7 protein-coding genes are annotated in these 13,585 nt (G+C 61.8%); 2 read left to right on the forward strand and 5 right to left on the reverse strand.

Annotated features, from left to right (window positions below; genetic code table 11):
- Positions 1-182: 182 nt before the first annotated feature.
- Complete coding sequence (locus OHB26_RS06855) at positions 183-8,894, forward strand: WXG100-like domain-containing protein (protein ID WP_330183378.1); 8,712 nt, start codon at positions 183-185, stop codon at positions 8,892-8,894.
- A gap of 5 nt (positions 8,895-8,899) precedes the next feature.
- Positions 8,900-9,259 (forward strand): hypothetical protein, encoded by a 360-nt coding sequence (locus tag OHB26_RS06860; RefSeq protein WP_330183379.1) that lies wholly within the window; start codon positions 8,900-8,902, stop codon positions 9,257-9,259.
- Between the two features lie 36 nt (positions 9,260-9,295).
- Here OHB26_RS06860 and OHB26_RS06865 read toward each other — a convergent pair whose 3' ends face one another.
- The 5 genes from OHB26_RS06865 to OHB26_RS06885 form a co-directional block, all read right to left on the reverse strand.
- A complete protein-coding gene (locus OHB26_RS06865; RefSeq protein WP_330183380.1) occupies positions 9,296-10,057 on the reverse strand; it encodes a hypothetical protein in 762 nt (253 codons plus the stop codon).
- An 83-nt stretch (positions 10,058-10,140) separates the two neighbouring features.
- Positions 10,141-10,467 carry a hypothetical protein gene (locus OHB26_RS06870; protein WP_330183381.1) on the reverse strand — a complete coding sequence of 109 codons (327 nt, stop codon included), beginning with the start codon at positions 10,465-10,467 and terminating at the stop codon, positions 10,141-10,143.
- A gap of 808 nt (positions 10,468-11,275) precedes the next feature.
- Complete coding sequence (locus OHB26_RS06875; protein ID WP_330183382.1) at positions 11,276-11,644, reverse strand: hypothetical protein; 369 nt, start codon at positions 11,642-11,644, stop codon at positions 11,276-11,278.
- 226 nt (positions 11,645-11,870) lie between these two features.
- Complete coding sequence (locus OHB26_RS06880; RefSeq protein WP_330183383.1) at positions 11,871-12,971, reverse strand: hypothetical protein; 1,101 nt, start codon at positions 12,969-12,971, stop codon at positions 11,871-11,873.
- Positions 12,968-13,471, reverse strand: a complete 504-nt coding sequence (locus tag OHB26_RS06885; RefSeq protein ID WP_330183384.1) for an SMI1/KNR4 family protein — start codon at positions 13,469-13,471, stop codon at positions 12,968-12,970. Before OHB26_RS06885 ends, OHB26_RS06880 begins: the two co-directional genes overlap by 4 nt.
- Between the last annotated feature and the right edge of the window lie 114 nt (positions 13,472-13,585).

The following is a 13,585-nucleotide window of genomic DNA, read 5'->3' on the forward strand; positions in this document are numbered from 1 at the left end:
GTCGAATCCGGTTGGGAGTCCGGGCTTTTGCAATCAACTGCAGGAGGGGGAGGCCGATGAATCCGGTCGCGCAGTCAGTTCGAGACTTGGTTCCGCAAACGCCCTGGCAGCGTGATCGCCGAATCATCGGATAATTTGTGTCCGGGTGGACATGGGCCGGGGATCATCTTCCAAATGGGTTGATGTCGGCACTCAACTTCTTTGCGGTGTATCCCAAGGGTGACCAGGATGCGCTGTTCGACCTGGGCGACACGTGGAAGTTGGCCGCTGCCGAACTCGAAAAGCTCGAGCCGGAGCTCAGATCCGCCACTGATCAGGTGCCCCAGTACTACCTCGGAGAAGGCGCCACCGCGATAACCCAAGAGTTCGCAACGCTCTTCGACGGCCAAGACCACTCCATCCAAAAACTTGTGGAGAGCCTGACCCAACTCGGCCACGACAGTCGCTCCACCGCAACAGAGATCGAATATACGAAGATCCAGTCAGAGGTCTTCGCCCTCCTGACGCTTTACACCATCGTTCAGCTGAGCATCACCCTCTTTGGCGAGGCACTCATACCGGGTGTTCTCGCTACTGCACGAGCGTCTCTGGCCACCTTCAGCAAGGCGGCGATGGCGAGGATCGCCGCGATCAGCGAACGCGCGGGACTGCAGGCGCTTGCAAAGCCGTTGGTTCGCGAAATCGCCGTGCCAGTCCTTGAACGAGAGATCGCACCGCTTGCCGAGAAGGCTGTTCAACCGCTGGCCACTCGAGCCACGCAGGCGGCTGTCAAGGCCGTCGGCGCTGGCATTGTTACCGGTGTGATGGGTGCCGGACTCGATGCCGGGACACAAGCCATCCAAATCATGAATGGTCATCGCGACGATGGCTTCGACTTGAAGCAAACGTTTCAGACCAGCCTGCAGTGGGGTGCGGGTGGCCTCGTCGGTGCGCCATTCCACGGAATCGTGGGCAACGCCTTGAAGGACACCCGACTGAACTCGCGCCTTGGTGGAACCATCGCCGGTGGCATCGGTGGCGGTATCGGCGCTGTCGGCATGTACGGAGCGGGGCTGGGCACCCAGCTGTACAACAGCCACGGCGACTGGAGCAAGGTCGACAAGACCTTCCATTCGCAGTTGCTGATCGGTGGCCTGGCCATGGGCGCTGGCGGCGGCGCCAACCACGGCTTGCACAGTGGCCGCGGCGACGCCGCACACAGCGACGTAGCTGCTGCCACCAAGAACGGCCCCGATGGCAGCAGCAGCCACACCTCGCCGGCGGATGTCAAGGTCGCGGGCGGTCAGCCCAATCACGTTGTGCAGCAGGAACTTCAAACGTCCGTACACACTGATCAGCCTTTGAACCGGCAACCCGTCGACACTGCCAATGGCGGACGTGCCGCTCCCTCTGGGGACACTCCGCGCAACGAAGTCAGAGCGAACGCGCCTGCCGCCGGAGATAGCACTGTCCGCCCAAGCGACGCGGGCGCGAAACTAGGCGATAACTCCCCCAAGTCCGCGGAACCAGCCGCTCCACGCACCAATGCACCCGCGCAGCCAGCAGGCGAGGCTCCTGCTCGCGCGGCGGCGATCACGTCGGACCATCGCGGCAATATTGTCTCAGGCACCCAGGACAGGCCCGCGCCGGTTGGCCGAGAGATCCGGCCTACCGAGGTTACTGCCGATACCCAAACACGTTCTGCCACAACGGAGCCCGCAACAGGACAGGAGCAGACGCCGCCGGGACGAACAGAGGATCGAACCGACCCCGCCAACAAGCCAGCCACCCCGGACCGATCGCGGCTCGAATCCACGACCGAGAGGGCTCGGCCGGACACTTCGACAACCCAGGCGCTGCACCCCGAAGTCGAGCAGCAGGGCCCAGCGCACCTCCGGGAGCCGAAAGAGCCTGCGGTGGAAGCAGTTCGGCACGATCGCGAGCACACGGACGACCTGCAACCAGACAACAACGGCACGGTTCCCGACACACATCTCGGCGAGGATTCCCCCGCCCAAGCCGATGTCCTACCCGCACCCGTCCTCACGCCAACGCTGGGCGAGCCCGCGACACATCCGGGATCCACCAAACCGGGTGCAGGTACCCCGCGGGCTGCAGACGTCACGCGCTCCTCGACCTCCGGGGGATCAAAGCCCCGTGCATCTGACGGATCAGGGGCCCGTGCCCACGAAGAGCCGAAACCCAGTCTCCCGGATGATCCACATACACCTGCGGCAGACCCGTCGGAAACGGTTCCGTCCGAACATGATTGGTCGCCTCGACCCGATGACGAATGGTCGCGCCTGGACAGTCAGCAGGTCGCGGATGAACTGGCGAACCGCTGGGGTATCGACGTGTCGGGATTCGACAATCCCCATCTCGATCCGGAGGTGGCGCGCGAATTCGCCCGCGCCATCGACGACATGCTGACTCGCTACCCGGATGTGGATCTGGGCGGTGTTGCGATCGAGCCGATCAACGAACCAGATGTCTACGCCGCAACCGATCCGGGCTTTACGTCCTCGGGTCGTATGTACACCGAGAAGGTGATTCTGAACGAGCGCTACGCGCTCGACATCGACCGGATGATCCGCGAGATCGCCGAGGACGAGGCCGACGGTCACCTGGTGCCGGGGTCGGCCGACCGTCCGATCCATTCATCACTGGTACACGAATTCGGCCACGTCCTCGATAACGAAGGGCAGGAGCACGCCGAACGAACCGCCTATGACGCGTTGGCCGACCATTTCGAATCCACCCGTGGTGAATTGGATCCAGATGCCTTCAAAGATTGGCTGGATCAACTCAGCGGCTACAGCTTCGAGGAAAACGGCACCTTCGAACCGAGCGAGGCTCTGGCCGAGGCCTTCCTCGAAGTTGAGTATCACGGCGAAGCCGCCACCGAGCCCGCCAAGGTCCTTTACTGGCACCTTCTCGACAGCGCCCGCGATCATGGCAGCTTTCCGGACGGTTTCGAGCATCTCCCCAACGACACCGTTCACGACCCGCGCTTCCGAAAGTCCTCGAGCCCCAGCCCGTTCGAACCGCAGGGCAAACCGCACGATTCACCCGCCGCGTCGGCGCCCGAACCGGTCATGCATGACGGATCGCCCGCACCCGGTGTCGACCATTATCTGAACAACCCTCACGTCATGGCGGCCCTGGACCGCGCCGACGAATTGGGCATCACTACAACGGTCGACGCAGTCGACACCCCAGTGAGCACTGTCATCCGGGACCTGTTGCCTCAGCATCCGGAACTGGCCGAGTTGCTCCGCAACAACCAGTACTTGGAACATTCACTTCTAGAGCGCCCGAAAACGCTGGCATCGCTGCTCACCCACCCAGACGGTCTGCCAGTCCTGCGGGATGCTGTTGACGCGGTCACGGAGCGCGGACCGGAATCAGTTCTGGCAGAACCGGTTCACATCGAGCCAACGCCGCTGACGCCGGAAGATCGAGCGATGTCACGCGAGATCCGGGAGGCGACGAGCGATGTCCCCGAGTCCGCGCGCAGACAACCCGAATTCGATTACAACAGGGTCGACGACCCTGAATATCAGCGTGAATTCCTGCAGAAGCAGTACGACGTCTGGCGACCCTCACAAGACGCGCTCAATAACGTCGTCAGGGATATCGCGACGGAGACTGAGGGCAAACCAGGCTGGCGGGAGCAGCCGAAGGACGAGACCCGGGCATGGGACAAGATCCGGGGTTATGACGGCGACGTCTCCCGATTGACGGATCTGGTTGGCGCGAAGATCGTCTTCGATCACGTCTCCGACGCTTACCGCGCCCTGGAGATGATCGAGAACGATCCACGGATCCGAATCGTCGAATTCGAGGACCGCTTCGACCAACCCCAGGCGTCGGGTTATCGCGACCTGCAGATGAAAGTCCAACTGGAGAACGGCCACATCGCCGAACTACGACTGCACCTCAGCCACATCGACGCCGTCGCGAACTACGAACACGGGTTGTACGAGGTGCAACGCGACTTCAAGGCGTTGGCCAAGGACGAGCACCGCGAAATGGCCCCTGCGGAAGCGGCGCTCAATACCGAACTGAAACGCAATGTAAGCGAACGGTTCTGGGAGGCGACGCAGAAGGGGCTACCGGACGGGGTATCGCCGAAGAACGAGCAGCATCCGGACAAGCCCTCACTCAAACCGCGCAAATCACGTTCTCCCGAACCAGAACCTACCGAGCCTCACCCTGCTGAAACCCTTCCGGTACAACCTCATCCAGTGGAAGGGGGCTGGGCGCCGGACCTCGACGATGGCTGGTCGGCGATGAACGCCCGTGAGATCGCCGACGAGGTACACGGTCGCTGGGGAATTGAGGTGGACGGTTTCGACAATCCGGAACTGCATCCGGAGGTTGTGCGTGAGTTCGCCCGCGCCGTCGATGACATGCTGTCCCAGTACCCGGGCGTCACGCTGCCCAAGATCTCCATCGAACGGCTTCAGGACGACTATCACGCCGCAACCGCTTGGAACCGTTCCCCAGATGGCCGGGTCCACACCGAAGCGTTGATTCTGAACGAGACGTCCGCCCTCAATCCCGAAGTAATGGCCCGTGAGAGCTCCGAACTCGTGGCGGACGGCCATTTCGTGCCGGGTTCGACCGACCGCCCGATCTATTCGTCGCTCGTCCATGAGTTCGGCCATGTTCTCGACGTCGAGGGGCAGCTACGTGCCACCGAGACCGCTTTGGACGCACTGGACAACTACTACGAGTCCACCCGCGGCGGTATGGACAAGGCTGCGTATGAGCAGTGGCTCGACCAGCTCAGCGGCTACAGCTTCGACCACGGCAAATTCGATGCCCCGGAGGCAGTGGCAGAGGCATTCGCCGATGTCCAGATCAACGGCGAAGCCGCCAGCGAACCAGCCAAGGTGCTCTATCAGCACCTCCTGGACAACGCCAACATACATCCCGATCGCTCGGGCCGTGAGCCAGTGGCGGACTCCTCGAAACCGGAAGCTTTCCCGGACCGCACCACTGTCCCAACAGAACTGACGCCGGAGCTCCGCGGCAGCTTCGAGAGCCTGCGTGAGCAGGCCACTGAAATCGTTCGTGCATCCGCCGATCCAACTCGAGCTGACGAGCTCGCGAACCTCCACCAGAAATTCGCCGAGCGATACGACGAACTCCGCCTGCGGGACCCCGATACCGCCACCCCCATGTGGCAACTTTTCCATGAACACGACCCCGCGCTGGCCAAATACGTCGTGGACAACGGTCGTAGCTTCCTTCCCTCAGCCGAAGAAACTCCCAGCCGCGTACCAACACACTCTGAGCCCGACGGGCACCATCCCGTATCGGACGAACCCGGTCACCGACCTGACGAGCCGGGGTTGACACCAACAGAGCAAGCCGCCAAAGATGCCTGCGATCAACTGCCACAAGCCGAGCGCCTTGCCCTGGACGAATACGCGGGACCTCACTACAACGAGATCAACCGCCACTTGCGATTCGGTGAAGACCTGCGCGCTGTTTCGCCGGAGACAATCGATCTCATTCGCTCCGGTCTGGACAAACTCCCCGACCATGTCGGCCCGGTAAAACGATCGATCACGCTCTCGCCCAAGGATTTGGAGAAGTTCTGGTACGAAAACCGCCAAGGCGCGATAGTCGAGGACCCCGGTTTCGTATCGACCTCGAAAACCAAGTTCAAGTGGAACCCGAACGTGAAGCTGACCATCGTGTCGGCCACCGGGAAAGACATCTCGTTCCTCCGGCCTCCGGAAAGGCGTGGCGAAGCGGAGGTTCTCATCCCGGACGGGAGGCAGTTCCGTGTGCTGGACCGCGAGATGGGCGCCGACGGAACGCTTCACATAACTTGGGAAGAAGTCACCGAGTCGACAAGACTGTCGGAAGATGAAGTTTCAGCTTCCCCAGCAACCCTGCATGACTCGATTCTGGACGAGCCCTTCCCCCTGGAACCGGTCGAGGAGCCCCACAAAGGCTTCTCGCTCAACCTGCCGGATTCCGAACAAGCCCACCCGGATGTTGCTCCCCACGTCGACCCGGATCGGCCGCCGACGCTGACACAGCATCTGAAGGATCGTTTCGAACAGGTCCGGACCGAGATCAACGATGTCTTCGTGGCCTATCACGATCCTGCACGCGCACCCGAATTACCAGGACTGCGAGCGAAATTCGGCGAACTCTTCGACACGCTCGGCTTGCGGGACCCAGAGGCCGAGGTCACCGCGTGGCAGTTGTTCAACGACCACGATTCCACGCTCGCACAGTATGTCGTGCAGAACCGCGACCATCTGTTGCCTCCCGTGGAGGATCGCGCCGAGGCTCACATCGAGCCCCATACAAACCCATCGGATCACCCCGATGAAACGCCGATTCGAAATGACGAAGAACAACCACGACCGACCGAGGATCACCAGGTCGAACGCGCCACGATCGACAATGACGATCCCCGGGAGTCAACGCATGAGTCCGAAGCGCGGCCGGAGCCTATGCCGCTCACCTCGCAGGAAATCCAGCAAGAACACGGAATTCCGGAGAAGAACCAGCGGATAGTCAAGGAGTACACAGAGGTCCACGATCTACTGATCGAGGTCCGTCCAACGAATGTCGATTCGGTCCCGCATCTACAAGAAGGTGCGATGCCGAAACCGATGGACGTCAAGGACAAGACCATCAACCAGGACGATGTCGATCTGGGTGCGCCGGAGTGGGCCAAGGGGCTGGTCGGGCGGTTCGAACCGGGAAGGCTGAAACTTCCCGAGGAGGGCACCGTTTCCCCGGAGCGGATGGAGCAACTGCGGGATCGGCTCGCGAAGCGAGACAAAGACTTCGAGGCCTACCGGGACCATATGCAGAGGCTCGGGGCGCGATACAGAGTCACCGATGACGGGATTGTCGAGGGTCTGTTCAAAGGCAAGTATCAACCGATTACCGGTGACCATGATCTGTTCGATATCCGCCATGCCGATGGAACTCGGCTCACCGCAGACGAACTCAGATTCCACGAAGAAGCACTGGTTCAACTCGATGCCGGCATCCAGCACGGCCCGCACGTGTACTGGGAACCGGCCAGCGAATTCCAGAGAACACGCAACTTCGAAGACATCGTCAACAAGCATCAGCACGACGCTCCACCCAACGACCGAGAACCGTTGGTGCAGTTCCGTCCGCACGACCAACCATTGCTCGAATGGGCCGAGAAGAATGTCACGGGCGTCGACCGGGAAATGATCCCGTGGCATGTCAACGGCAAGCTGGACATGCTGCACGCGGAACAGCTCCGAGCGCTCAATGAGGTCACCCGGAACCATGTCGACGAATCACATCCGGATGCCACTACTGACGACCGCGCACGTCACGGAGCGGACCGCCGCCAACAACTGGACTCCGATATCGCGCGCCTGCGTGACTCCGTCGACGAACTGACGAACCATCCCGATTTCGCCGCCGACACCTACCGAGCTTTGGTGAACAAAGGGTTCAAGACGCCGATCGACCTCATTGTCGAGGGTCGGCGCGAACCGATGCTGTTCATCGATCGTGGAGGAGAATTCGAGCCGATCCTCGCCCGCATCGACGGACCTGAACATCAACTGGCAACGCTCCGCCAGAAAGTCGAAGCAGCAATCGTAGACGGCACCCATCCGGCGGACATCCTCCGCGCCCTGGAGGATCGTCCGACCACCGAAACAAGGCCTCCGCTAGCCGAATCCCCCGAAGCGGCAACAGAACTCGGCCGCCAGCTGAAGGAGGTCTCGAGGACCGACCCGAATCACCGGCCGACCGAGGAGAATTCGGGCCCCGCCGAGAAGCAGCGTCCACATGGGGACGAACCACAGCGTTCCGAACTGGCAGACGCCCCAGCCGCGCCGGAGGCCCCACAACATAACGCCGAAAGAACCGACGCCGGCCTCTCTTTCCACCCCAACGATCCTGAACTCGCCGAACTGGCCCGCCGGGTCACCAATGACCCCGACTACGTCACCGTCGACGTCCACATCACAGAAGACGGCAACATCCGCGTCGGTGACCGTACCTACACTCCCGAGGAATTCGGCGGCCTCCTCCGCCAACTCGGGTACGACGGCAGCACCCCAATCCGCTTGATCGGGTGCGATGCCGCCAGCAACGAAGTAGCTGCCCGCCTCGCTTTCCATCTCGACACCGACGTCCTGGCCCCGACGAAACCCGCCTGGACCGACCGCCAAGGCAGGGTCTACACGAGCACCTCCGAACTCGATTCCAACGGCAATCGACGCCCCCGGATCCCACCCGACGGCGAATGGAGAGTCGTCCATCCCGACGGCACACAAACCAAAGCCAGTCAGGATGGATTCGCTCCGGGAACTCACCCGGAGGACAAGCCCAGCATCGATCCCGACAGCGCTAGGGATAGAAGTACGCCATCGGATGCCGAGTTACGCCACATCATCGACATCTACAACGCTCTGGGCGAGGACCCGCCCCGGGTGAACATCAGCGAGAACGACGCGGCGTACGCAGCCAGTGGCGCACACTCCGTCGAACGACATAGCTCGGATGTGCCGCTGAACCGAGGCGATGCCCCACCCGGCGACCGGACCATCGAGGGCCGGATCTACGGCGACCCGCCGTGGGGCCGCCCCGAGAACTGGTCGTATCGCTGGTCGGATATGTCAACGATGAACCGCACGATCAATGATTACCTCGAGGCCAACTGGGAGAGCATCCGCACCGATATCGCCCTTACGGGCGAGCATTCGGCCACCTTCGATGCGGGCCACCGGACCGGAGAAGGGTTCTACAACGAAGGTATGTACGGCGCTGGCCAACGGTCGGCGCATTACGCTCAGACCAGTTATGCCACCGTGCGCCTGAAGCTGGTTCCAGGCAGCCCGCCGACGTTCATGGTCATCACCGCGTTCCCGGCAGGATTACCCTGATCACTATGGAGATTCCTGATCAGCTGCGCGCACGGATAGACCTGCCACCGCCCCCCGTGATCGATCAGGTTCGCGAGTTTCTGCGTAGCTATGTGGCCGATTGCGACAGCTTGGACGAACTGCGTGAGGATCTGGCCCAAACGGCGCAGATGAACCGAGAGACAGTACAGCGCAAAGCAGAAGCTATCGAAGCGATGCTTGCCGCTACCCAACCGCCGGGCACTCTGTCGTGGATGGTCGCTGCCGATGGTAACTGGGTACTCGACGACGACACTTCCGACGCCGCGGCGGAAGCCTGGCTCCGTGACGTCGCCACCCTCATCCGTAGCGTGCTCCCCGAAACCGACAGCCGCCACAACCACTGACCACCGGGCTTGCCAACCGTTCGACGCGGCTGGGATCTACCACCGGGTTATGTTGCCGTCGTAGATCAATTGCATTTGACGATCGCCCTCGAGGTCGATGTAAGGACAGTCGGCCACACCTTCTCGTAGCACGGCCGAGTCGTCGCCGGGGGCGATCCAGGACAATTTGCCGGACTCGAGCCATGGTCGAAGATCGAAGCTGTAGTCGATGTGAGACTGCGGAAACTCGCTCCAGGCTCGCCAATTGCCCTGCGAATCGTAGAGGTCGTACGTCTTTCCGCCCCAAAGGTCTTCCAGTGCAAGCCCATCTGGTCGACGGGTGGTGAAATATGTTATGGCCCAACCCGTGTGGCGGCCGACGGGGACCTCGGCGATGACTGCGCGGGTATCGGCAAGGTCCAGCAGACGCGGAACCACGTACGGCACACCAGGTCCGGGCATACAGTCGAAAGGCGCCGGGGTCACGGGCTCCGACAGTCGCATGGCACCGCCCATTGCCAACCAGGTCGGTGGAACCTTCGATACACGGCGGCGGCTGGGCTTGTCCCATTCCCAGAACCAGCCGTCCAAATCGACGGTGTCCATCGGCCAACTCACCGCTTCGCGCGTGAAAGGGCATCGTGACACCGGCATACCAGGCATGAGTTCCGCATACTGCTTGCGCAGTTCGATCACCCGATAAATCGCTGCTTTGCCCTCTTCGGTGTACCCGACTGCACGATACAACTCGCTGAGACGAGTGCCTTCCTCGAGTAAGGCCGCCCGTCGGTGAATCCATTCGCTGCCCAGTTCAGCCACCCCACAGCACCTCTCACGTCAACGTGTCGTTCGAACGGATCGTTCCCACACCCACCCTATCGAGAGGCCACAGGACATATCCTTTACAGCGAGCGCTTCGACCGCTCTTCACGCTCGGCCAGCACACGATCCCTCTCCGCTCGCCAGCCCGCTGCATTACTGCCGTCCAACTGCCCTGCGAATGCGCGGCGAGCAGCCTCGACAAGTTCGTCGGTGACGTCCGGGCGGGCACGAACAATCGCGTCCAAAGCGTTCATCGTTTCCTCATCCAATCCCGACCCGCTGAGGAAGCCAGCGCCCGACAGGATGCGCGACAGCATGTAATCGAAGCTGTCCCGCAACTGCTCCTCGGTTCGACGACCGCGCACGCGCATCCCCCTTCTCAGTTGAACCGACTCCCAGCATTTCATATACCGCCCACCCTGGGGGCACGGGCGATGATGTGGCCCTGAGGCGGTCGGCCGATAGGATGAGCCGGAAGTCATCAAGTCGAGGGGAGCGTGATGGGGAACGCGGATCAGACTCCGGCTGGTTGGGACCCTGAGGTGTTCGCACGTATTCGAGCCGAATCCGAGGCCGAACAAGCCGCCAAGTCGCCGGAGGAACGAGAACGCCTCGCCAAGTTCAGGTGGGATCATCTCGACAGCCTTGGTAGCTCCGACGACTACGCCCCGGACAGCCTCCGAGACAAAATGAGTAACGTGCCCGGATTCGACGACAACCTGAACCCGTTCCCCCTCACGAGGGAACCCGGGGATAACTCGTAGAAGGAGACGGACATGCGGCATGGCCGTCCCAGCAAGGAACAGCTGGAGCTGAACTTCGAGAGTATGTTGGCGCGGGTTCTCGAAGGACACGGTGTACGGTCCGAGACCGGCCTAGACAGCCCCACCCGGACCGCGTTGACAGAGATTGCCCGGGCGCACCCGAATGCCTCCGAGGAGCTCGTGCAGGCTGCGCGTCGTGCATTCGCAGGGCAGCTGGATGGTAGCAATGCCGAGCACTGGCGCGCGGAAACAGACCGAATGCTCGCCGAGCGGGCCGCTCGATCGAGGCGCCCGCAATAGGGAACGGTCACACAAGCACGGGCGTCGAAAATGAAACTTCTCATCCGAAATTGCCTGCACCAGTAAGTAACTCAGGTTTCCGCCCGTCGCACGTGCACGGTCCGTCAGCGATAGGCCGCCGCCCTACCTGGCGGATCACTGCGGCTACTCGTCAGCGAGGCACTCCGACCACACAGTCGGACGACGCGATCTTGTCCGGGATCGACACCTCGGCCCCCTTGCACGTCCAGAAGGCCTCCCCCTTCTTGGGCCCGATGTCGAGCCCCTCGGCCGTGACCGTCCCCTTCTCCGGGAGCTGCCGGTGCACCTCGCAGTTCCCCGAGCCGGTCAGCTTGTAATGCTTCGGTTTTCCGTCGACCGCGACTGCATTGAGGGTGTCGCACTCGTAGGCCAGGTCCAGCCCCGCCGGTTGTCCGCCGCCGGGAGCCGCCTGCGCCACGGGAGAGAGAATGGCGAGACCAGCGGTCGTGATAACGCTGGCGGCGATCAGAGTGGCGGCTCGAACGGGGCTGAAAGGCATCAAGACTCCTCGATTCGGTGACTGATCTTCATCCATTGGCTTCCGCCGTCATCGGCGCAGCTAATAACATAACCAGGACAAACAGGATCTTGCTGGAGCCGCACGGCGCGATCTTGTAATCGTCATGAGATCGGGCGCCCAGCCATTTTCGAATTCGCCGGATAAATAGCATCGACCGCTCGTTCCATAGACAGGGAACGAGCGGCCGATGTCTGACCACACTCGATTACGCGATGTGCAGGGCCACGCTGATCTTGCGGGTCATCTCAGCAGCGGCAGGGCTGGACTGATCGGCCTCCACCGCGGCAGTGTCGATCGCGACCAGAACGGTGCTGCGGAAGTTCTCGGCCTCGGCCGGATCCTGCTCAGCGAGCAGGGTAACCGCGGCACTCAATGCAGGAAGAACCTGATCAGCCAACTCGGCGACATTCTTACCCGTCAGCTTGATGTCACGGGCCTTGGCCGACAGGGCATGCCCCACCGGTCCGGTCGCCGACAACAGCGCCACGGTGCCGGTGGCGGAAACCTTGTGCGGCTTCGAACTGGCGGCGGAGTAGAGGGAAACCGCGCCGTAGGCGGCGGTGCGCAGGGTGGCGGTGTCCTGGGCGGTGAGGTTGATCGACATGACGTGCTCCTTCGAAAGCTGTTGGCTTCGACCCGGTTCGGATCGTTTTGCTCGATGAACACACTTTGTCGGGGCACGCTGACAGCGAGCTGACGCCGAACTGACACGTTCGCTGACACGCGCCCCGGCCGTCGAGAACTGACCTACTGCCCGGTTCCCGGCGCTTCGATCACGCTGTCGTGGATGCCTCACCGTCGGCTGCCACTCACCTGTCGGCAGGCCCCTCCCGAATCGTCTATCCATCTCCGCGACGAACTCTGCGGACGGTTCCCACTGGGGCTGTGGGTTATTGACTATCTCCGTCCACCATTCCGGGATCTTCTCCGAGTCCCGCGGATAGCGATCCAGTTCCAGGAGATAGTCCTCCACTGCGGGCCATGAACCGGGCCAATCTACTTCGGAGCTGTAGCCGAACCGCGTCTCCGCCTTCAGGTCACGTGAGATATGCAATTCGAAGTTGATCCATGTACCAGCACCCGGTCGAGCCATCACCTCCTTCAGCTCCAGCAGGAGCTGATAGACGCTGTCCGCCAGATACACCGCCTCGAGACGGCCATCCAACGTGATGGACGAGGTGGCGGAGCCGAAGCGTCCAATCTTCCTGAAAGCAAGATTCATCGGGAGATTGTCACGGTGAGCACCGGACAGAGTATCGACAATCTCCTGAATAATCTCGATAGCCCGAGAAGATGCCTCTGTCATCTGTCGTCCTTCTGCCGATTCTCAATCACCGACACCTCTCGCCGCAGCTCGATCGCAGTGGGCAGGTAGTCTGCCAAGCCGCGAAGCCACTGCGTAAACGAAAGGCCGCTGTCTCGAACGGGCTTGTCGCCCAGATAGATCCAGAAATTCGGGTCCGGCGCTGCCAGATCCTCCGGGCGGAAGTAATAGAACATGTAGCCGTGATGAGTCAGGAAGATAAAGGAATTCTCGAAGGGCTCGAAGTCGCGCTCATAGTCGTCGACCACGATCTCGCGAGCAAGGTCCTTGGCCTCCACGACCCAGTCATAGTCCCATTCGTCGTTGCGGCTGAGCCAGTACGGGTCTCTGCCCGCGCATCCCAAGAACTCCCGATACGCCAGCGGTAGCTCCGTGACCCCCTGCGCGTTCATCAGCGCGACGATTTCCTCCTCGCCGCACCCTCGCAGAGCTTCTGCCGCTACCAGACCGCGCATGATCAGTGGCTCGGCCAGGTCCGTCATGAAGTTCATCGTCGTTACCCCCTCGTACGGCTAGAAGTCATCCGGGAGCGATGGCGGCTCTACCCGGCCCTCATACGCCGCGACCTCGGGACAGTTCCTTAACCGTCGGAAAGT

The sequence above is a fragment of the Nocardia sp. NBC_01503 genome, assembly GCF_036327755.1.
In the GTDB taxonomy this organism is placed as follows: Bacteria; Actinomycetota; Actinomycetes; order Mycobacteriales; family Mycobacteriaceae; genus Nocardia.

Excerpts from the sequence above, each read along its gene's own strand:
- OHB26_RS06855 (WP_330183378.1), top strand. The coding sequence starts at position 183 with ATGTCGGCACTCAACTTCTTTGCGGTGTATCCCAAGGGTGACCAGGAT.
- OHB26_RS06860 (WP_330183379.1), top strand. The coding sequence starts at position 8,900 with ATGGAGATTCCTGATCAGCTGCGCGCACGGATAGACCTGCCACCGCCC.
- OHB26_RS06870 (WP_330183381.1), bottom strand. The coding sequence starts at position 10,467 with ATGAAATGCTGGGAGTCGGTTCAACTGAGAAGGGGGATGCGCGTGCGC.
- OHB26_RS06875 (WP_330183382.1), bottom strand. The coding sequence starts at position 11,644 with ATGCCTTTCAGCCCCGTTCGAGCCGCCACTCTGATCGCCGCCAGCGTT.
- OHB26_RS06880 (WP_330183383.1), bottom strand. The coding sequence starts at position 12,971 with ATGACAGAGGCATCTTCTCGGGCTATCGAGATTATTCAGGAGATTGTC.
- OHB26_RS06885 (WP_330183384.1), bottom strand. The coding sequence starts at position 13,471 with ATGACGGACCTGGCCGAGCCACTGATCATGCGCGGTCTGGTAGCGGCA.